Below are 19,213 nucleotides of genomic sequence, written 5' to 3'. Positions count from 1 at the left end.
TCAGGGCGCGGGAAGCGGCGCCGGCAGGCCCAGGCGCTGGATCGCGGCGTCCATGGCCTTCATGCGCCGCACGTCCACCTGCCTGCTGCACAACATGTGGCGCTGCAGCCCGGGCGGCAGGTCCGGGAAGCTCTGCAGGCTCACCGCGCCGTTGCCCAGCTCGCCATGCTGGTTGAGCCATTCGTAGTCGTAGCGGTCGATGAACATGTAGTCGGCCCGTCCGGCCGCGAGCATGCGCGCCAGCTGGGCTGGCGTGACGGTGGCCCGCTCGGGCGGTGGCTGGCGGCGGCGGATGAGCTCGTCCAGCTGCGGTCCGTAGGAGATGCCGTCCGACACGGCCATGCGCAGCCGCCGGTCGGCCATCAGCGTGGCCAAGCTGGCATGGGCCTGCACCGCGTCCAGCGCATGGCGACCGACCAGCACGCCCTGCGGCGGGTCCTGCGACATGGGGCGGCTGAAGCGGGCATAGCGTTCGCGCTCCGGCAGCCGGTACCAACCCGGCGAGCAGACCGCCTGCTCGTCGGCCTGCAACACGCGCTGGATGCGCTTCAGCGGCGCCTCCTCCAGTCGGAAGGGAATGCCCGCGGCCTCCAGCACGAGGCGGGTCTGCGCGATCAGCAGGCCGCGCGGCTGGCCGCCCTCGGTGTAGGAATAGGGCGGCTTGTCGCGGTAGAGCACCAGCAGTGCTTCCTCGCCCGCGGACGGCACTGGCGGTGACGGCGTTGCGGGGGGCCCGGCCATCGCGCGCAGCGCCAGACCCAGGACCAGCAACGCCAGTCCGCGCGACGCGGCGCGCCGCCCCGCCTGGGGCCGGCGCAGCTTGCCTTGTTCGCGGTCAAGGGCTCTTGGTGCACTCACGGATTCAGCATCCTGCCGTTTCTGACCCCCGCACTGTAGCGAGCTTCCGCTCGCGCCCGGCCCGCCGCGGCCCACACGGCGCGGCGACCGCGGTATTCACGCACGCGACCGTGGACGCCAGCGTGCAGGCCAGCGCGCCCAGCACCTCGATGCCGCGCCGGTGCGCCTCGTCCAGCGGATGGCGCGCGCTCAGGCGCAGGCAGTGGTCGAACGCCGTCCCGGTACTGAACACGGCACCGGGCACGAAGCTGTAGCCCTGCTCGCGGGCCCGCGCCAGCAGCGCCAGCGCGTCCAGCCCCGCGGGCAACTCCACCCACAGCGCATAGCCGACCTCGCCCACCTGCAGCCGCGTGCCCGCGGGAAAGTGGCGCAGCACCGCCTGCTCGTAGGCGCGCAGCTGGAGCGCCAGCTGCTTGCGCAGCCGGCGCAGGTGGCGCTCGTAGCCCTCGCCGGCCATGAAGCGGGCCAGCACCCGGTCGGCCAGCGCCGGCAGCAGCTCGCCCTGCACCGCGCGCGCCGCGCGCAGCCGCAGCCCGTAGCGCCGGCTCGCCACATAGCCCAGGCCCAGACCCGGCCCCGCGGTGCAGGCAAAGCTGCCGCAGTACAGCACCCGGTCGTCGGCGTCGAAGGCCTTCAGCGGCCGCGGCCGGTAGGCCCCGCGGTAGAGCTCGCCCATCATGTCGCATTCGATCAGCGGCAGCGCATGGCGCGCCAGCAGCGCGGCCAGCGCCTGATGGTCCGCGTCGTCCAGGCCCGCCCCATCGACGCGCCCGGCGCCGGACTCGATCACGCAGGCCGCGACGCGGCGCGTGCGCAGCGCCCGCGCCAGTGCCGCGGGCCAGCGCTGGCGTCCGCCCTGCGGCGGGATCTCCAGCACCTCCAGGCCCAGGCAGGCCATCAACTCCAGCGCCCGCAGCGGCGCCGGGCTGGCCACCGCCACCACGTCGCCGGGGCGCGCCACCAGCTGCAGGCACAGCTGCAGCGCCTCGGACTCGCCCTGCACCACGACCAGATCTTCGGGCGCGAAGGCGCAGCCCATGCGCGGCGCGCGGCGCGCGATCTGGCCGCGCAAGGCTTCGGAGCCGGCCACGCTGCCCTGGCCCAGCAACGCCGCGTCCTGCTGCAGCGCCTGCGTCGTCAGCCGGCGCAGCGCCGCCAGCGGCAGCAGCGCGGGCGGCAGCGCCAGATGCCCCAGCGACAGCCAGTCCGGCCGCGACGCCGCCAGCGCCATCAGGCGCTCGCGCCGCGCCTCCAGCGCCAGCGCCACCCCGCCCGTGGGCAGCGGGCCCGGTGCCGGCGTCGCGCGGGCGAAGAACCCCTGCCGCGCGCGGGCCTCGATCAGCCCCGCATCCTCCAGCTCATGCAGCGCATGGGTGACGGTGGCCAGGCTGGCCCGGTGGGTCTCGCAGAGCTGGCGCACCGAGGGCAGCCGGCTGCCAGCCGGGAAACGGCCGGCGCGCAGGTCCTCGGCCAGGGCCTGGGCCAGGGCGCGGTAGCGGTGGGGGCGGGAGGTCACGGCGGTCGCGGCGGGAGTCCAAAGCTGCGCACGATAGCCGCAATCGCGGACTCTGCATCGATACAGGTGCACCGCCCGGCCATGGATACAGCGCGCCGCTGTATCGATCCGGCGCGCGCGGCCCTGAGTCTTACCGGCCGCGCCCGCGCTTCCTAGACTGCCGCGCCATGGACCACATCGGCATCGACACGGGCCCCGCGACCACGGGCAACAGGGATCTGCGGCACCTGCTGCTGGGCGAGGGGCTGGGGCTGCTCGCCGGCAGCGCGGCGCAGACCGGCCTGGCCTGGTGGATCGCGCAGGCCGGCGGCGGCGCCGACCTGGCGCGCTACGGCAGCCTGATGGCGCTGGGCTCGCTGGCGGCGCTGGCGCTGATGGCGCCGATGGGCGACCGCTGGCCCAAGCCGCGACTGATCCGAATGGCACGCGCGCTGCTGCTGGTCGACGCGCTGCTGCTCACGCTGCTGGCCTGGCGCGGGCTCTACCAGTGGTCGCTGATCGCCGCCTGCGGCGTGCTGTCGCTGTTCGCGAATGCCTTGCTGCTGCCCGCGCAGGCCAGCCTGCTGGCCGAGCTGGTGTCGCCCCGCGCGCTGCCGCGCGCCATCCGGCTGCGCCGTGGCGCGCAGGCGCTGGGCGGGCTGCTGGGCCCGGCCCTGGCCGGCGCGGCGCTGGCCTTCACGGGCCTGGCACAGGCGATGGCGCTGAACGCGCTGCTGTTCGGGCTGTCCGCGCTGGCGGCCTGCGCGCTGGGCGCCCCACCCTACCCGTCGGCACGCGCGCCGGCCGCGCCCTGGCTGGCCGACGTGGGCGCCGGGCTGCGCGCGAAGTGGCAGGCCCGGCTGGACCGCTGGTGGACGCTCACCGGCGCGCTGATGATGGTCTTCCTGGCGCCGGCCATCGGCCTGCTGCTGCCGCTGCGGCTGCAGTCGCTGCAGCTGGGCGCGCTCTGGTTCGGCGCCTGCACGGCGGCGCTGCCGCTGGGCGTGCTGGCCGGGGTCGCGGGGCTGGCCGACGCGCTGATGCGCCGCGTCGGCCGGCCGGCGGCCATCGCGGCTGCGGTGGTGCTGTGCGGCGCGGCGATGGCCGTCATCGGCCTCGCGCGCTGGCCGGCGCTGCTGGTGCTGAGCTTGGCGCTGATCGGCCTGGGGATGTCCATCACGCAACTGGTCGGCCAGACCCACCGCACGCTGGCGGTGCCCGAGCCCTTCCGCGCCCGCATGGCGGCGGCGCAGCTGGGCATCGCGCAGCTCGCGGCCGCGCTCGCGCCGGCGCTCGCCGGCCTGCTGCTGCAGGCCTGGCCGGTGGCCACGGTCTATCTGGGGCTGGCCGGCGGCTTCCTGCTCAGCGGCCTGTTGCTGCTGGCCATCCCCGAGCTGCGCACCTTCCTGAACCTGGAGCACGAGGCCGCGCGCGACTGGTATGGCCGGCGCTACCCGCAGGCCTTCGCGCGGCCCGATCAGCCGGGCTGCGGCTCGAGCTGATCGCGCCGTGGGTAGGAATCGACCGCGCCATGGACCTGGGTGCTGAGCGCCGCGGCGCGGCAGGCCAGGCGCGCCGCGGCCAGCAGCGGCTGACCGCGCAACAGCTCGGCCAGGCAGGCGCCGGCGAAGCCGTCCCCGGCCCCGGTGGCATCCACCGGCCGCACCGGCGTCGCGGGAACGGCGACGCGCTCGCCGCCTTCCCACACCGTGCAGCCCTGCGCGCCCTGCTTGAGCACCACGGCGCGCGCGCCATGGTCGCGGCACCAGGCCATGATGTCGTCCGGCTGCGAGAGGCCGGTCAGGGCCTGGAATTCGTCCACGCTGGGCAGGAAGAGATCGCAATGCGGCAGGGTCTCGCGCAGCAGCTGCAAGGCGTCCGCGGCGGCGATCAGCGCCGGGCGGTAGTTGAGGTCGTAGCTGACAAGGGTGCCGTGCGCGCGCGCGATGGCGAGCGCCTGCGCCACGGTCTCGCGCGCGCTGGCGCTGATGGCCTGCGACAGGCCCGAGCAATGCAGCCGCCGCGCGCGCGCGATGAGCTCGCGCGGCAGGCCGGCCGGCGTCATCAGGCTGGCCGCGCTGCCGCTGCGCCGGTAGCTGAAGCGGTGGCCGGCGGCGCCATGCTCGACGAAGTAGAGCCCGGTCGGCGCGCCCGGCAGCAGGCGCACGCCTTCGGTGGCGATGCGCTCGCGCCGCCACAGCGCCAGCAGCGCGCCGCCGAAGGCGTCGTCGCCCAGCTGGGTGATGTAGGCGCAGCGCGCGCCCAGCCGCGCCGCCGCGATCACGCAGTTGGAGGTGTCGCCGCCAAAGCCCATCCAATAGGCCGTGGAGGCCGGATCGCGGCGGTTGAACTCCACCAGCGCCTCGCCGATCGCCACGAGATCCAGTGTCTTGTCCTGCGTCCTGTCCTGGGTCATGCCCACTCCTCCATCGTTGATCGTTTCAGCAACCGGCCGGCGCCGCCAGGGCCGCCCCCGGCGAGTTGCGCGCGCAGGCTTTCGACGCCGTTGACGAACACCCGCTCGATGCCCTCGCTCATCGCGGTGGGTTGTTCGTAGGTGGCGAGGTCGCGGACGCGTCGCGGGTCGAACACCACCACATCGGCGAACCAGCCCGGCTTCAGCAGCCCGCGCCACGCAAGCCGGAAGTTGCGCGCGCTGAGCCCGGTCATCTTGTGCACCGCCTCTTCCAGCCCGAGCACGCGGCGTTCGCGCCAGTAGCGCGCCAGCACGCGCGGGAAGGCGCCCCACAGCCGCGGGTGCGGATGGCGGTCGTGCGGCAGGCCGTCCGAGCCGATCATGGACAGGCGGTGCGCGACGATGCGTGTCACGTCCTCCTCGGCCATCTGGAAATAGCAGGCGCCGCCCGGCTGCAGGCGGCGACAGGCGCCGCGCTCGTCCACGCCCCAGTCGCGCGCCACCGATTTGAGCAGCCGGCCCGCGGCCTCGGGGTGGGTCTGCGACCAGGTGATCAGCACGTCGATCCGCCCGTCCACCAGGTCCTCGCGCAGCACGGTGGACCCGGCCACATAGGGATAGACGTCCATGGCCACCGGCTGGTCCCGGGCCAGGCGCTCGATCAGCGGCAGGGTCTCGCGCGTGCGACCCCAGTTGGCCGGGCCGGCGCATTTGTGGTGAGAGATCACCAGCGGCACGCCACCGCGCCGCGCGGTGTCGCCGGCTTCCTGCAACGCCTCCAGCACCTGCGCCATCTCGTCGCGCAGATGCGCGGCGTAGACGCCGCCCTGGCGCGCGACGATCCGCGCCAGCGCCACCAGCTCCTCGGCCGGTGCGGCATACGCCGGTTCGTAAAAGAGGCCGGAGGACAGGCCGATCGCGCCCTCGTCCAGGCATTGCGCCAGCAGCGCGCCCATGCGCGCCAGTTCGGCCGGCGTCGCCGGGCGCGACAGATCGGCCAGGGTGGCGACGCGCAGCGTGGTATGGCCCACCAGCGCCGCGAGGTTGACGCAGGGGCGCGCGGCCGCGAAGGCGCGCGCGTAGTCGGCCAGGCTGGCATGGCGGAAGGAGTCGGCGCCGAGCAGGTTCAGCGGCGGCGGCGGGGTGGCCGTCACCAGCGGCGCCAGCGAGAGGCCGCAGTTGCCGGCGATCACCGTCGTGATGCCCTGCGAGAGCTTGGGCAGCATGGCCGGGTCGCTGAGCACGATGGCGTCGTCGTGCGTGTGCACGTCGATGAAGCCGGGCGCGATGACCCGGTCCGCGCAGTCCAGCACCTCGACGGCGCGAGCGTCGACCCCGGCGGGCAGCCGCTCGATCAGATCCGGACCGAGCGCGGCGATGCGGTCGCCCTGCAGCAGCACATCGCCGGTGAACCCCGGCCCGCCCGATCCGTCGACCACCCAGCCGCCGCGCAGCAGGCGGGCCGGCGTCACGCCTGGCGCTCCCGCTTGACCGCCGGCCGGCCCCAGGCCAGCACCGGGTGGTTGCGCGTGTCCAGCCCATGCGTGGCCAGCACCCGGCGCACGTCGCTGAGTCGCTGCACCGCCTGATCGCCCAGGCGCTGCGCGACCAGCACGGTCAGCACCTCCATCACCGTCAGGTGGGCCAGATAGGCCTCGGTGCCGACATGCATCACCGGGTCCTCGGGCACGCGGATGTCCAGCACGATGTCGGCATGGCGCGCCAGCCGCGTGCCGGCCTGGGTCAGCGCGATCACCCGTGCGCCCTGGGCGCGGGCCACGTCCACCGCCTCGATCAGCGAGGGCATGCCGCCGACGTGCGAGATCGCGAAGGCCACGCCGCGCCCATCCAGCGTCGCCGCCGACACCAGCTGCAGGTGCTGGTCCAGATAGGCGTTGGAGCTCAGGCCCATGCGAAAGAGCCGCGCCTGGAAGTCCGAGGCCATGAAGCCCGAGGTCGCGCCGACACAATAGCAGTCGACCCGGCTGGCCTGCGCAATGGCCGTGGCGGCGGCCTCCAGCGCACGCGGGTCCAGCTGCGCCTGAACGCTGTTGACCGCGGCGGCGGCGCTCTTGGTCACCTTGGCCAGCACCTGCTCGGTGCTGTCTTCCAGTTGCACGCGGCGATGCAGCGGCGAGCCGCCCACGGCCAGCTCCTGCACCAGCGCGAGGCGGAACTCGCGCAGCCCGGCAAAGCCCAGGTCGCGGCAGGTGCGCATGATGGTGGGCACCGAGCAGCCCGAGCGCGCGGCCAGAGCTTCGAAGCCCTCGTCGACGACACGCTCCGGGTCGTGCCGGATCAGTTCCAGGACTTCGCGCCGCGCGCTGGGCATGGGCTCGCCGTCGTCGGCGAGCATCGCGTCGATGCGTTCGAGAATGCCGGGGTTCATGAGGGCCTCAGAAGCAGGTCACGACGGCGTCGACGACGCGGTAGTCGGCATCGACCACCGGCAGCCAGCGCCACTTGTCGAAGGTGGTGCAAGGATGGGAAATGCCCAGCGCGACACGGTCGCCGACGCGCAGCCCGGCGTCCGGCGCCGGGTCCGCGTCGCCATCCCAGCGCAGATAGGCATGCTGGTCGTTCATGCCGGCGATGCGCCAGGACGCCGGCGCCGGCCGCGGCGCGCGCTCGGACAGGCCGGCCCAGGCGATGGGCACCGGCAGGTCCAGGTCGTAGGACAGGTCGCGCTTGCCGGCCGACAGGATGGCGAGCCCCGGCTCGGGCAGCGATTGCACCGTGGTCCAGACCTCCAGCGCGGCATGCAGCGTGGCGTCGCAGCGCAGCCGCGTGCCCACGGTGGCGAGCATGCGGCGGTAAAAGCCGTGGTCGTGCGTCACATAGCAGCCCGAGCGCAGCAGCGCGCGCACCGGGCGCGACAGCGCGGGCTTCAGCTGTCCCGCCACCAGGTCAAAGATCGCGCTGCCGCCGGCCGACACGATCACCTCGTCCGCGTCGAACCAGCCGGCGCGGTCGGCCTCCAGCGCGAGGGCCCGCACGCGCTGCATCAGCGCGTCGGCCGGGCCGGCGTCGGTGGCGGTGTCGCCGCTGACGCCCAGGCCTTCGTAGCACTCGACGCCGACCAGACGCAGCGCCGGACTGGCCTGGATGCGCCGGGCCAGCGCCAGCGCCTGCTCGTGGGTGCGGCAGCCGCAGCGCGCGCCGGGCACGCCGATTTCCAGCAACACCTCCAGCCGCGGCACCCCGTCACGCGCGGCATGCCAGGCCTCGATCCGCTCGACCTGCGCGACCGAATCGACGAGGAAGATCAGCCGTGCCGCCGGCCAGGCGCCCAGCAACGCCGCGATGCCGTCCAGCTCGACCGCATTGAGCACCTGGTTGGCGATCACGCAGCGCGCCGCGCCGGCCGCCAGCGCGACGCGGGCCTGCGTCACGTTGGCCACGCTGAGGCCCCAGGCCCCGGCGGCCAGCTGCTGCTGGAACAGCTGCGGCGACATCGTCGTCTTGCCATGCGGCGCGAGGTCCACGCCCTGCGCCCGCGCATAGTCGCGCATCCAGCCGAGGTTGTGCGCCAGCGCGTCGCGGCGCAGCACGGCCAGCGGCAGCGGCAGGTCGCCGGCCAGCACCCGCCAGCCCTGGGCACCAATCGCGGAGCGGCGCAGCGCCGGCGCGTTCGGCGGAAAGCCCTTGGCGCTGGCGTCGATCAGCGGGTCCAGCAGGTCTTGCAGCGTGAGGTTCATGCGGTGTCTCCGTCGCCGCCCTCGCCCATCAGCTCCGTTCTGATGCAGGCGACCTGGCGGCCGGATGCCATGGTAAGCAGCGGCGGACGCTCGGCGGCGCAGGCCGCGATCGCCTGCGGGCAGCCGGTGCGGAACACGCAGCCCGACGGCGGGTCCAGCGGGCTGGGAATGTCGCCCTTGAGCACCTGGCGCAGCGGCGGCTGCTCGGGATCGGGCCGCGGCGAGGCGGCCAGCAGCGCGCGCGTGTAGGGGTGCAGCGGGCGCGCGAACAACTCGCGCGTCGGCGCCACCTCCATCACGCGGCCCAGGTAGAGCACGACGACGCGGTCGCACAGGTACTCGACCACGTCCAGGTCGTGCGAAATGAAAAGCAGCGTGAGCTGGAAGCGCTCGCGCAACTCGCACAGCAGGTTCACGACCTGGGCCTGGATGGAAACGTCCAGCGCCGACAGCGGCTCGTCGGCGACGATGAACTCGGGCTCGGCCGCGAGCGCGCGCGCGATGCCGATGCGCTGGCGCTGGCCGCCCGAGAACTCGTGCGGATGGCGCTGCGCATGCTCGGGCCGCAGGCCCACCAGGGTCAGCAGCTCGGCGATGCGGCGCGCGCGCTCGCCGGGCCCGCGCGCCAGGCCGTGGGTACGCAGCGGCTCGGCGAGGATCTCGGCGATGCGCATGCGCGGGTTCAGGCTGGCATAGGGGTCCTGGAAAATCATCTGCAGCCGGCTGCGCAGCTGGCGCATGCGCGCCGCGCTCGCCCGGCCCAGCGGTTCGCCGCGGTAGACCACCTCGCCCTCGCTGGGCTCGATCAGGCGCAGCAGCGAGCGGCCGATGGTGCTCTTGCCCGAGCCGCTTTCGCCGACCAGGCCCAGGGTCTCGCCGGGCTGGATGCTGAAGGACACATCGTCCACCGCGCGCACCGGGCGCTCGGATGACCCGAAGCGGCGGTGCAGATGGCGGACCTCGATCAAAGGCGTGTTCATAGGGACTGCGCCTCCGGGCTGGAATGAGGGTGGACGAGAAGGCAGCGCGTGAGGCGTCCGGGACCGTCCGGCTGCAGCGCCGGCATGGCGCGCGCGCAGTCGGCGCTGGCCCGGTCGCAGCGCGGCGCGAAGGCGCATCCCGGCGGCGGCTGCAGCGGGCTGGCGACCTGGCCGCGTATCGCGGCGAGCCGGCGCGGCCTCGCGCCATCGGCCGCGCGCGATTTGCCTGGCAGGCAGGCAAGCAGGCCCTGGGTGTAGGGATGGCGCGGCCGCGCGAAGAGATCGCGCACCGGCGCGGCCTCGACAATGCGTCCGGCATACATCACCGCCACGTCGTCGGCATGGTGCGCGACCACGCCGAGGTTGTGGGTGATGAAGAGCAGGCTCATGCCGGTGTCGCGCTGCAGCCGGTGCATCAGGTCCAGGATCTGCGCCTGGATGGTGACGTCCAGCGCGGTGGTGGGTTCATCGGCGATCAGCAGCGTGGGCTCGCAGGCCATGGCCAGCGCGATCATCACGCGCTGGCGCATGCCGCCCGAGAGCTGGTGCGGATACTCGCGCAGGCGCTGCGCGGCGGCGGGAATCTCGACCCGCTCCAGCATGCGCCGCGCGTGGGCCAGCGCGGCGGCGCGGTCCAGGCCCTTGTGCAGGCGCACCGATTCGGCGATCTGCTCGCCGATGCTCAGCACCGGGTTCAGGCTGGTCATCGGCTCCTGGAAGATCATCGCCAGCTCGTTGCCGCGCAGCGCGCGCAGGTCCTTCTCGGGCAATCGGAGCAGGTCCACGAGCTGGCCCGCACGGGTACGGAACAGGGCCTGGCCCGACACCTCGGTGCGTGCGTTGCGCGACAGCAGGCGCATCAGCGTGAGGCTGGTCACCGACTTGCCGGAGCCGGATTCGCCGACCAGCGCCGTGGTGCGGCCGGGCGCGATGCTGAAGCTGACCTCGGCCACCGAAGGCACGGCGCCCTCGTCGGTGTGAAAGACGGTGCGCAGCTGGCGCACCTGCAGCCGGGCAGAAGCCTCCGGGGGCATGGGGGACGGGTGCATCACAGGTTCTTCTTCAGGCGGGGGTCCAGCAGGTCGCGCACGCCGTCGCCCAGCAGCTGCAGCGACAGCGCGGTGCCGATGATGGCCAGCCCCGGGAACAGCACGACGCCCATGAACTGGTGCGCGTACGGCTGGCTGCCCGCCACCATGGTGCCCCAGGTGGGCAGCTCGGGCGGCACGCCCACGCCCAGGAAGGACAGCGCCGCCTCGGCGAGGATGGCGTAGGCGAAGATGAACGAGGCCTGGACCAGGATGGGCGACCACATATTGGGCAGGATGTGGCTCCACAGGATGCGCGCGCTGGACACGCCCACCGCGCGCGCCGCCTCGACGAACAGCAGCTCGCGCACCACCAGCGTCGACGCCCGCACCACGCGCGCCACGCGTGGCGTATAGACCAGCACCAGCGCCAGCACCACGTTGAGCAGCGAGGGCCCGAGGATGGCCACCAGCGCGATCGCGAGCAGGATGTCCGGCAGCGACATCAGCGCATCCACCACGCGCATCAGCGGCGCATCCAGCCAGCGGAAGAAGCCCGCCGCCACGCCCAGCGCCGCGCCCATCACGATCGCGCCCAGCGCGGTCAGCGCGGCGATGAGCAGCGAGTAGCGGGCGCCGTAGGCGATGCGCGCGAACAGGTCGCGGCCCAGCTCGTCGGTGCCCAGCCAGTGGGCGGGGCCGGGGCGCGTCAGGCGCTGCATCACGGCGGTGTCGTTGGGATCGTAGGACGTCAGCCATTGCGCGCCGAGCGCGACGATGACGATGCCCGCCAGCATCAGCGCGGCCAGCAGCACGATGCGGCGACGGAACAGCTTGCGCAGGAGGAGCTTCATGCGGGCCTTCAGTATTTGACGCGCGGGTCGACCCACAGATAGAGCAGATCGACGAGGACGTTGATCAGCACATAGACCATGGCCACGACCAGCAGCGCGCCCTGGATCACCGGGTAGTCGCGCCGCAGCACCGCGCTGACGACCAGGTTGCCGACGCCGGGCAGGCCGAACACGGTTTCGGTGACCACCGCGCCGCCGATCATCAACGCGATGGTCAGGCCGATGACGGTGACGATGGGCACCAGCGCGTTGCGCAGCCCGTGCTTGAGCACCACCGTGCCTTCGGCGAGGCCCTTGGCTCGGGCGGTGCGGACATAGTCTTCGTCCAGCACGTCCAGCATGGACGCGCGCGTGAAGCGGATGATCAGCGCCGAGTTCAGCAGGCCCAGCACGAGGGCCGGCAGCACCAGGTGGCGCAGCCGCTCCAGCAGCGGCGCCCCCGGATCGCCATAGCCCGAGACCGGGAACCAGCCCAGCGACACCGCGAAGACCTGCATCAGCACCAGGCCCAGCCAGAAGCTGGGAATGCTGGCGCCCAGCATGGCCAGCCCCGTGAAGCACTGGTCGATCCAGCGCCCGCGGAACACCGCCGACACCACGCCGCAGGGCACGCCGATCAGCGTGGCGACACTGACCGCCATCAGCGCCAGCCACAGCGTGGGCTCGGCGCGCTCCCACAGCGCCTGCGTGACCGGCCGCTGCAGGAAGATGGACTGGCCCAGGTTGCCCTGCGCCAGCTCCTTCACCCAGTAGCCGAACTGGACCACCAGCGGCCGGTCCAGCCCGTACTGCTGGCGCACGCGGACGATGTCCTCGGCGCTGGCCTGGTCGCCCAGCAGCACGGCGACCGGGTCGCCCGAGGCGGCGCGCGTCAGCGCGAACACCATCACGGCGACCAGGGCCATCACGATCAGCATGCCCAGCAGGCGGGAGCCGAGGTAGCGCATCTTGTTCCCCAGCTCAGGGCTTGAGCTTCACGTTCCAGAAGAAGGGCCAGGCCGCGGGCTGGTAGCCCTCCAGCGCGGGCGAGCGGGCCGCCAGGCTGTTGAACTTGCCGACGTGGATGTAGGGCACCTCGTCATAGACCAGCTTCTGCACCGGCCCCCACAGCGCGGCGCGCCGGGTGGGCTGGATCTCCTGGTTGAAGGCGGTCAGCGCGGCCTGCTTGGCCGGCGTGCCCCACCCGCCCGGCGCGCCCTCGCCCAGCTGCGGCGGCGACAGCATGGGTTCGGGAAACAGGGCCGAGTGGGTGATGTAGAGATCCCACAGCTTGGCGTCGTTGCGGCGCTGGACCAGCGTGGCCCAGTCCACCACGTTGAGCTCCACCTTGAAGCCGGCGCGCTTGAGCTGCTCGGCCATCACCAGCGCCATGTTGTAGTGAAAGTCGTACTGGCGGCTGGTCAGCACGCGGATGGGATCGCCCTTGTAGCCGGCCTGCGCGGCGGCGGCACGGGCCTTGGCGGGGTTGCGCTGGTTGTACTCGCCGGTGCCGGCCTCGGAATAGAAGGGGGTGCCCTTGGGAAAGTGGTTGCCTTCGGCGACGAAGAAGCGCGTGTCGCCAAAGCCCGCGGCCAGCATCTCGCCGGCGCCCAGGGCCGTCTGCACCGCGCGGCGCAGCGCGACGCTGCCCATCACGCCTTCCTTGGTGTTGAAGACCAGGTAGGGAAAGCCGAAGGACGGCGTCATCACGGGCACGGCCTTGCCGCCCGAGGCCTCCAGCCGCGGCAGCGCCTCGACCGGCAGCAGGTCGGCGAAATGGAACTGCCCGGCCAGCGCGCCCTCGACGCGTGTGTTGGCATTGGGCACGGGGATGAAGCGCAGCTCCTCCACCAGCGCCTGGCGCGCGCCGCCGTAGCCGCTGGCGGGCTCCTTGCGCGGGGTGTAGCGATCGAAGCGCGTCAGCAGCACATACTGGTCCGGACGGCGCTCCTTGAAGCGGTAGGGGCCGGTGCCGACGAAGTCCTTCAACGGCGTGGCGATGGACTCGCGCGCCATGATGGCCGCCATGCCGGTGGGCAGGGCCAGCTGCGGCAGCAGCGGCGCGTAGGCGTTCTTCAGCACGATCTCCAGGGCATGCGTGCCGCGCACCTTCAGCTCGGCCACCTCCTTGGCCAGCGCCTTGCCGCGCGGCGCCATGTCCATCCAGCGCAGCAGGCTGGCGACCACATCCTCGGCCACCAGCTCGCGCCCGTTGTGCAGCGCCACGCCCTTGCGGATCGCGATCGTGTACCGCAGCCCGTCCTTGGACACCTGGGGCAGCGATTCGGCCAGCAGCGGCACCACCGCCCACTTCGCGTCGAAGGTGTAGAGCGGCTCGTACACGTGCTGCATGATGGTCCCGACCAGATCGGCCGTCGTGGCCATCGGGTCCAGGGTCTGGGGCTCGCCGACCATCGCGAGATTGAGCGCCGCATGGCCCGTCTGCGCCAAGGCGCTACCCGACAGGACAGACACCCCCAAGACGGTGGCAGCGCTGGCCCCCAGCAGCGTACGGCGAAGAACTGGACGCATGATCCGGACCCCGGTTGTTGATTGAAATTTCATTTCAGAATCTCCACTCTAAGTAAGTGACATTCGCTCATTTGCTGGGGTTATCCCGGATTTGTCCCAGATTTTGTGAAAGTAACTTTCATACCTCTTCCACTTGGCAGCCTTCGCGGCTGACGCTCATGACGCTCGAGTACTTCGGAAACCCGCCCCTGGCCTCGGACCGCCAGGCCCGCCCCTTCACGCCGGCCGTGCGCGCGGGCGACTTCGTCTATGTCTCCGGCCAAGTGCCCGCCAACGACGCGGGCGAGATCGTGTCCGGCGGCATCGAGATCCAGACCCGCCAGGTCTTGGAGAACCTGCGCCGCGTGCTGGCGCTGGCCGGCTGCACGCTGGACGACGTCTGCAAGACCACGGTCTGGCTGCACGATGCGCGCGACTTCGGCGCCTTCAACCGCGTCTACCTGGAGCATTTCCCTGGCAGCAAGCCGGCACGCTCCACCACCGAGGCGCGGCTGATGGTGGACGCGCGCGTCGAGATCGACGCCGTCGCCTACAAGCCGCGCGGCTGAACCGCGCGGCCATTGCGGCGGCACAAGTCCGGCGCGCCCCGCAGGGCGGGCCGGCGCAAGCCGGTCCCGGTGCATGGTTCGACGTCGATCAGAAGCGGTGGCGCATGCCCAGCATCAGCCCGGTCTGCGAGTTGAAGCCGTTGAAGGACGCCACCGATCCGCCGGCGTTCGCGCCGCTGGCGACGCGGTTGTAGTCCACCGAGGCGTAGACGTCGGTGCGCTTGGAGAAGTAGTAGTCGGCCACCGCGTAGAGCGTGGCGCGCTTGGCGTTGGCGACGTTGGCCGCGTCCACCTTGACCTTCTCGTACAGCGAGCCCAGCGTGAACTGCAGCGCGTCGGTCGCCTGCCAGGCGCCGCCCAGCAACAGCAGGTCCGAGCTGGCCTTGCCCAGCGTGGAGCCCGCGCGCAGATTGGTGTTGGACAGCGCGCTGTTGATGCCATAGGGATTGGAGGCCGACACGCCACAGGCCGCGGGCGTGCTGGCGGCCAGGCTGGTCGCGTTGTTGTCAGCGCAGCGGATGAAGCCCTTGTCGCGCTTGCTGTTGACGTAGCCGCCCAGCACCTTGAAGGCACCCAGGGTCGCGGTGCCGCCGATCATCCAGACCGTCGACTTGTTGAGGTTGATGTCGGAGGACTGCTGGACGCCGGTGTTGACCGTGAAGTTGCTGCCCGTGTAGCCGCCCGCCAGCCCCAGGGTCTGGCCCTTGCGCAGGCTGCCGGCCTGCTCGCCGGCGCTGTAGGCCAGCGACACCGCTACCGGGCCGAAGACCCCCTTGTACTTGGCCGTGTTGTCGAAGCGCGCGCCGGTCAGGTCCAGGTGCCAGCTGATCGCGCCCTGGTTGCCGATGCCGTAGGGATCGAAGCTGCCCATGGTGTCGAAGGCCACGCCAAACTGGCGGCCCAGCGTCAGGCTGCCATAGGGGGTGCCCAGCGCCACCCAGGCCTGGCGGCCGAAGATCTGACCTTGCTGGCCCGAGGTGCCGGTGTCGGGGTTCAGGCCTGACTCCAGGTTGAACTGGGCGCTGATGCCGCCGCCCAGGTCTTCGCTGCCACGCACGCCCCAGCGCGAGCCCTGGATCAGGCCCGGCGCGACCTCGGACTTGTGGCCACCGCCGGCGGCGGCATGGTTGGTGTAGCGCAGGCCGGTGTCGAACACGCCGTACAGCGTGACGCTGGACTGGGCCAGCGCGCCGCCCGTCCCCAGGCAGACCAGCGATGCGATCGCGATGCGTTTCATTGAATTCTCCTTGGCTGTTGATTCGGTGTTTCGCTCCTCGCAAGACCTCTGCCTCGGAGCGTTCAGGCAAAGGGAGTCCCTCGCCCGTCGCGCGGGCGCTGATCTCGCAAAGGGAATGGCGGGGCGCGTCGGCGGCCCGGGCGCCTCAGGGATCGGGGCCGGGCGGCGCGCGGCTGTGCTGCGGCATCTCCGCGGCGTCTGGCGGCCGCGCGATCGCGGGCCAGCCCCAGGACGCCAGGGCCGAGTGGGAATCGCTGTCGATGCCGTGGTCCTCGAGCACGCGCTTGAATTGCTGCAGCCGCTCGGCCGCGCGCGGGCCCAGACGCTGGGCGACCAGCACGGTGAGCACGTCCAGGACCATCAGGTGGGCGATGTAGGCCTCGGTGCCCACGCGCATCACCGCGTCAGCCGGCACCGAGACCCGCAGCACGATGTCGGCGGCCAGGGCCAGCGGCGTCTCCGGCTGGGTCAGCGCGACCACGGTCGCCCCCTGCGAACGGGCAAAGCGCACGGCTTCCAGCAGATGCGGCATGCGCCCGACATGCGAGACCGCGAAGGCCACGCCGCGCCGCCCCAGGCTGCTCGCCGACACCAGCTGGTGGTGGGCGTCGGAAAAGGCATTGCTGTGCAACCCCAGCCGGAACAGCCGGCTCTGCAGGTCGCTGGCCATGAAGGCCGAGGTGGCGCCGGCCGAATAGCAGTCGATGCGCTCGGCTCCCGCCATCGCGTCGGCGGCCGCCACCACGGCGCGCTCGTCGAGCTCGTCCCGCAGCCGGGCCAGCGAGGAACTCGCCGCCGCCATCAGCTTGCCGATCACCTCGCGCGGGGCATCCTGCGGTGTCACGCTGCGGTGCAGGTAGGAGCCGCCGACGGCGATGTCCTGCGCCAGCGCCACCATGAACTCGCGCACGCTGTCGAAGCCGAAGGCCCGGCAGGTGCGCACGATGGTGGGCATGGACACCCCGGCCCGGTCCGCCAGCAGTTCCACCGTGGCCGCCATCGCCGCACGGGGGTCGGCCAGGATCAGGCGCACCACGTTCTGCTGCGCGGACGGCAGCGCGGGCAGTTGCTGGTTGAGCTGATGGACCAAACGGGTGGGGCGCATGGAGCTGCCGAGGCGGACTCGGCGGATGTCATTTCCTTACGCCGCCATGCTAGGGATCGCCCTGAAAATTGATCAATGTGGTGTAAGCACGGGGGAGGCAAGTAAATTTATTACTTCGCCCCAGCCCAAAGCGCCTGCCACAGAGGAGAAGCGGCGCGCATCGCGCCCTGGCAGACCGCCCGCTCCGCACAGCTCTTGCAACCGCAAGGCGGGACACCGCGCCGTTGTCCCACGGTCACGAGACCGGGTGGCCGGGGCGCCGTGCGGCGTCGCCTCTCCATTCACGCCCCTCTTGAAACCGGAAAACTCATCCCTATAATTCCGCTGCTAGCACTCAAGCACACCGAGTGCTAACAGCCGGAAGGCGCACAGCGCCCCCGGCCCCCATCTTGTGAGGGGGCCCGCCGCACCACGGGATGGTGGGCAGGCCCAGGAATCAAGTACCGAGTCAGTCAAGGAGATCAGATGAAACTGCGTCCTCTGCACGATCGCGTGATCGTTAAGCGCCTGGAAAACGAAACCAAGACGGCCTCCGGCATCGTCATCCCCGACAACGCCGCCGAGAAGCCCGATCAGGGCGAAGTGCTGGCCGTGGGTCCTGGCAAGCGCAATGACAAGGGCGATTTCGTGGCCCTGAACGTCGCCGTCGGCGACCGCGTGCTGTTCGGCAAGTACAGCGGCCAGACCGTCAAGGTCGATGGCGAGGAACTGCTGGTGATGCGCGAGGAAGACCTCTTCGCCGTGGTGCAGAAGTAATCCTGCCCGCCCCGCTGAACCCATTCATCTAGAGATTTCGGAGAAATACACATGGCAGCAAAAGACGTTGTCTTCGGCGGCGAAGCCCGTGCCCGCATGGTCGAAGGCGTGAACATCCTGGCCAACGCGGTCAAGGTCACGCTGGGCCCCAAGGGCCGTAACGTGGTGCTGGAGCGCTCCTTCGGCGCCCCCACCGTGACCAAGGACGGTGTGTCGGTCGCCAAGGAAATCGAGCTGAAGGACAAGCTGCAGAACATGGGCGCCCAGATGGTCAAGGAAGTCGCTTCCAAGACCTCGGACAACGCCGGTGACGGCACCACCACCGCGACCGTGCTGGCCCAGGCCATCGTGCGCGAAGGCATGAAGTACGTGGCCGCCGGCATGAACCCGATGGACCTGAAGCGCGGCATCGACAAGGCCGTCCAGGCCCTGGTCGCCCAGCTGAAGGCAGCCTCCAAGGCCACCACCACCTCCAAGGAAATCGCCCAGGTCGGCACCATCTCGGCCAACAGCGACTCCGACGTCGGCCAGATCATCGCGGACGCGATGGACAAGGTCGGCAAGGAAGGCGTGATCACCGTCGAAGACGGCAAGAGCCTGAACAACGAGCTGGACGTGGTCGAAGGCATGCAGTTCGACCGCGGCTACCTGTCGCCCTACTTCATCAACAACCCCGAGAAGCAGGCCGCGATCCTCGACAACCCCTTCGTGCTGCTGTACGACAAGAAGGTCAGCAACATCCGTGACCTGCTGCCCACGCTGGAAGCCGTGGCCAAGGCCGGTCGTCCGCTGCTGATCATCGCCGAGGATGTCGAGGGCGAAGCCCTGGCCACCCTGGTGGTGAACACCATCCGCGGCATCCTGAAGGTCGTGGCCGTCAAGGCACCGGGCTTCGGCGACCGTCGCAAGGCCATGCTGGAAGACATCGCCATCCTGACCGGCGGCAAGGTGATCGCCGAGGAAGTGGGCCTGTCGCTGGAGAAGGTGACCCTGGCCGACCTGGGCCAGGCCAAGCGCGTCGAAGTGGGCAAGGAAAACACCACCCTCATCGATGGCAATGGTGCGGCCGCCGACATCGAAGCCCGCGTCAAGCAGATCCGCATCCAGATCGAAGAAGCCACCAGCGACTATGACCGCGAGAAGCTGCAAGAGCGCGTGGCCAAGCTGGCCGGCGGCGTGGCGGTGATCAAGGTCGGTGCCGCCACCGAAGTCGAGATGAAGGAGAAGAAGGCTCGCGTGGAAGACGCGCTGCACGCCACCCGCGCTGCCGTGGAAGAAGGCATCGTGGCCGGCGGTGGCGTGGCCCTGCTGCGCGCCAAGCAAGCCGCTGGCGAGATCAAGGGCGACAACCCCGACCAGGACGCCGGCATCAAGCTGGTGCTGAAGGCGATCGAAGCCCCGCTGCGCGAGATCGTGGCCAACGCCGGTGGCGAGCCCTCCGTGGTGATCAACGCCGTGCTGGCCGGCAAGGGCAACTACGGCTTCAATGCGGCCAACGACACCTACGGCGACATGATCGAGATGGGCATCCTGGATCCCACCAAGGTCACCCGCACCGCGCTGCAGAACGCCGCCTCCGTGGCCTCGCTGATGCTGACCACCGAGTGCATGGTCGCCGAGGCTCCGAAGGAAGAGTCCGCGGCTCCGGCCATGCCTGGCGGCATGGGCGGCATGGGCATGGACATGTAAGTCCAGGCTTTCCGCAAGCACCGAAGGGCCGCGTCAGC

At 71.3% G+C, this 19,213-nt stretch carries 17 protein-coding genes; 4 read left to right on the top strand and 13 right to left on the bottom strand.

Annotated features, from left to right (window positions below):
• Together LZ017_RS12800 and LZ017_RS12795 are read right to left on the bottom strand one after the other, a co-directional pair.
• Positions 1-858, bottom strand: coding sequence for an ABC transporter substrate-binding protein (locus LZ017_RS12800; protein WP_241397221.1), 858 nt, complete (start codon positions 856-858; stop codon positions 1-3).
• A 4-nt stretch (positions 859-862) separates the two neighbouring features.
• Positions 863-2,374 (bottom strand): PLP-dependent aminotransferase family protein, encoded by a 1,512-nt coding sequence (locus tag LZ017_RS12795; RefSeq protein WP_241397220.1) that lies wholly within the window; start codon positions 2,372-2,374, stop codon positions 863-865.
• Positions 2,375-2,541: 167 nt separating this feature from the next.
• Between LZ017_RS12795 and LZ017_RS12790 the strand changes: the two genes are divergently transcribed.
• Positions 2,542-3,855 (top strand): MFS transporter, encoded by a 1,314-nt coding sequence (locus tag LZ017_RS12790; protein ID WP_241397219.1) that lies wholly within the window; start codon positions 2,542-2,544, stop codon positions 3,853-3,855.
• Here LZ017_RS12790 and LZ017_RS12785 read toward each other — a convergent pair.
• The 9 genes from LZ017_RS12785 to LZ017_RS12745 are packed head-to-tail and all read right to left on the bottom strand — an operon-like array spanning position 3,831 to position 13,873.
• Positions 3,831-4,769 carry a sugar kinase gene (locus LZ017_RS12785; protein ID WP_241397218.1) on the bottom strand — a complete coding sequence of 313 codons (939 nt, stop codon included), beginning with the start codon at positions 4,767-4,769 and terminating at the stop codon, positions 3,831-3,833. The two genes, LZ017_RS12790 and LZ017_RS12785, sit on opposite strands and share 25 nt — an antisense overlap.
• Complete coding sequence (locus LZ017_RS12780; RefSeq protein WP_241397217.1) at positions 4,766-6,241, bottom strand: amidohydrolase family protein; 1,476 nt, start codon at positions 6,239-6,241, stop codon at positions 4,766-4,768. Before LZ017_RS12780 ends, LZ017_RS12785 begins: the two co-directional genes overlap by 4 nt.
• On the bottom strand, positions 6,238-7,158 hold the full coding sequence (locus LZ017_RS12775) for a MurR/RpiR family transcriptional regulator (protein ID WP_241397216.1): 921 nt from the start codon (positions 7,156-7,158) through the stop codon (positions 6,238-6,240). The genes LZ017_RS12780 and LZ017_RS12775 overlap by 4 nt, the downstream gene beginning before the upstream one ends.
• A 7-nt stretch (positions 7,159-7,165) precedes the next feature.
• Positions 7,166-8,467: an alanine racemase gene (locus LZ017_RS12770; RefSeq protein ID WP_241397215.1), complete on the bottom strand. Its 1,302-nt coding sequence runs from the start codon at positions 8,465-8,467 to the stop codon at positions 7,166-7,168.
• Positions 8,464-9,447 (bottom strand): ABC transporter ATP-binding protein, encoded by a 984-nt coding sequence (locus LZ017_RS12765; RefSeq protein ID WP_241397214.1) that lies wholly within the window; start codon positions 9,445-9,447, stop codon positions 8,464-8,466. The genes LZ017_RS12770 and LZ017_RS12765 overlap by 4 nt, the downstream gene beginning before the upstream one ends.
• Positions 9,444-10,496 carry an ABC transporter ATP-binding protein gene (locus LZ017_RS12760; protein WP_241397213.1) on the bottom strand — a complete coding sequence of 351 codons (1,053 nt, stop codon included), beginning with the start codon at positions 10,494-10,496 and terminating at the stop codon, positions 9,444-9,446. The genes LZ017_RS12765 and LZ017_RS12760 overlap by 4 nt, the downstream gene beginning before the upstream one ends.
• Entirely contained in the window at positions 10,496-11,329 is an 834-nt protein-coding gene (locus LZ017_RS12755) for an ABC transporter permease (protein WP_241397212.1), read from the bottom strand. The genes LZ017_RS12760 and LZ017_RS12755 overlap by 1 nt, the downstream gene beginning before the upstream one ends.
• A gap of 8 nt (positions 11,330-11,337) precedes the next feature.
• On the bottom strand, positions 11,338-12,276 hold the full coding sequence (locus LZ017_RS12750) for an ABC transporter permease (RefSeq protein WP_241397211.1): 939 nt from the start codon (positions 12,274-12,276) through the stop codon (positions 11,338-11,340).
• 13 nt (positions 12,277-12,289) lie between these two features.
• Positions 12,290-13,873: an ABC transporter substrate-binding protein gene (locus LZ017_RS12745; protein WP_241397210.1), complete on the bottom strand. Its 1,584-nt coding sequence runs from the start codon at positions 13,871-13,873 to the stop codon at positions 12,290-12,292.
• 125 nt (positions 13,874-13,998) lie between these two features.
• On the opposite strand from LZ017_RS12745, the gene LZ017_RS12740 reads away from it, so the two are divergent.
• A complete protein-coding gene (locus LZ017_RS12740) occupies positions 13,999-14,388 on the top strand; it encodes a RidA family protein (protein ID WP_241397209.1) in 390 nt (129 codons plus the stop codon).
• An 88-nt stretch (positions 14,389-14,476) separates the two neighbouring features.
• Here LZ017_RS12740 and LZ017_RS12735 read toward each other — a convergent pair whose 3' ends face one another.
• Positions 14,477-15,625, bottom strand: a complete 1,149-nt coding sequence (locus LZ017_RS12735) for a porin (RefSeq protein WP_241397208.1) — start codon at positions 15,623-15,625, stop codon at positions 14,477-14,479.
• A 145-nt stretch (positions 15,626-15,770) separates the two neighbouring features.
• Entirely contained in the window at positions 15,771-16,730 is a 960-nt protein-coding gene (locus LZ017_RS12730; protein WP_241397207.1) for a MurR/RpiR family transcriptional regulator, read from the bottom strand.
• A 465-nt stretch (positions 16,731-17,195) separates the two neighbouring features.
• On the opposite strand from LZ017_RS12730, the gene groES reads away from it, so the two are divergent.
• Both groES and groL read left to right on the top strand, forming a co-directional pair.
• Entirely contained in the window at positions 17,196-17,486 is a 291-nt protein-coding gene (gene groES, locus LZ017_RS12725) for a co-chaperone GroES (protein WP_241397206.1), read from the top strand.
• A gap of 51 nt (positions 17,487-17,537) precedes the next feature.
• Positions 17,538-19,175, top strand: coding sequence for a chaperonin GroEL (gene groL / locus LZ017_RS12720; protein WP_241397205.1), 1,638 nt, complete (start codon positions 17,538-17,540; stop codon positions 19,173-19,175).
• Positions 19,176-19,213: the final 38 nt, after the last annotated feature.

Source organism: Pelomonas sp. CA6, from assembly GCF_022549225.1.
GTDB lineage: Bacteria > Pseudomonadota > Gammaproteobacteria > Burkholderiales > Burkholderiaceae_C > Roseateles.
The sequence above is the reverse complement of the archived record's forward strand: the minus strand, read 5'-3'. Positions and strand labels throughout refer to the sequence as shown.

Bases quoted from the DNA above. Each gene is read 5' to 3' on its own strand.
- LZ017_RS12790 (WP_241397219.1), top strand. From the start codon at position 2,542: ATGGACCACATCGGCATCGACACGGGCCCCGCGACCACGGGCAACAGG.
- LZ017_RS12785 (WP_241397218.1), bottom strand. From the start codon at position 4,769: ATGACCCAGGACAGGACGCAGGACAAGACACTGGATCTCGTGGCGATC.
- LZ017_RS12775 (WP_241397216.1), bottom strand. From the start codon at position 7,158: ATGAACCCCGGCATTCTCGAACGCATCGACGCGATGCTCGCCGACGAC.
- LZ017_RS12770 (WP_241397215.1), bottom strand. From the start codon at position 8,467: ATGAACCTCACGCTGCAAGACCTGCTGGACCCGCTGATCGACGCCAGC.
- LZ017_RS12765 (WP_241397214.1), bottom strand. From the start codon at position 9,447: ATGAACACGCCTTTGATCGAGGTCCGCCATCTGCACCGCCGCTTCGGG.
- LZ017_RS12760 (WP_241397213.1), bottom strand. From the start codon at position 10,496: ATGCACCCGTCCCCCATGCCCCCGGAGGCTTCTGCCCGGCTGCAGGTG.
- LZ017_RS12755 (WP_241397212.1), bottom strand. From the start codon at position 11,329: ATGAAGCTCCTCCTGCGCAAGCTGTTCCGTCGCCGCATCGTGCTGCTG.
- LZ017_RS12750 (WP_241397211.1), bottom strand. From the start codon at position 12,276: ATGCGCTACCTCGGCTCCCGCCTGCTGGGCATGCTGATCGTGATGGCC.
- LZ017_RS12745 (WP_241397210.1), bottom strand. From the start codon at position 13,873: ATGAAATTTCAATCAACAACCGGGGTCCGGATCATGCGTCCAGTTCTT.
- LZ017_RS12740 (WP_241397209.1), top strand. From the start codon at position 13,999: ATGACGCTCGAGTACTTCGGAAACCCGCCCCTGGCCTCGGACCGCCAG.
- LZ017_RS12735 (WP_241397208.1), bottom strand. From the start codon at position 15,625: ATGAAACGCATCGCGATCGCATCGCTGGTCTGCCTGGGGACGGGCGGC.
- LZ017_RS12730 (WP_241397207.1), bottom strand. From the start codon at position 16,730: ATGCGCCCCACCCGTTTGGTCCATCAGCTCAACCAGCAACTGCCCGCG.
- groES (WP_241397206.1), top strand. From the start codon at position 17,196: ATGAAACTGCGTCCTCTGCACGATCGCGTGATCGTTAAGCGCCTGGAA.
- groL (WP_241397205.1), top strand. From the start codon at position 17,538: ATGGCAGCAAAAGACGTTGTCTTCGGCGGCGAAGCCCGTGCCCGCATG.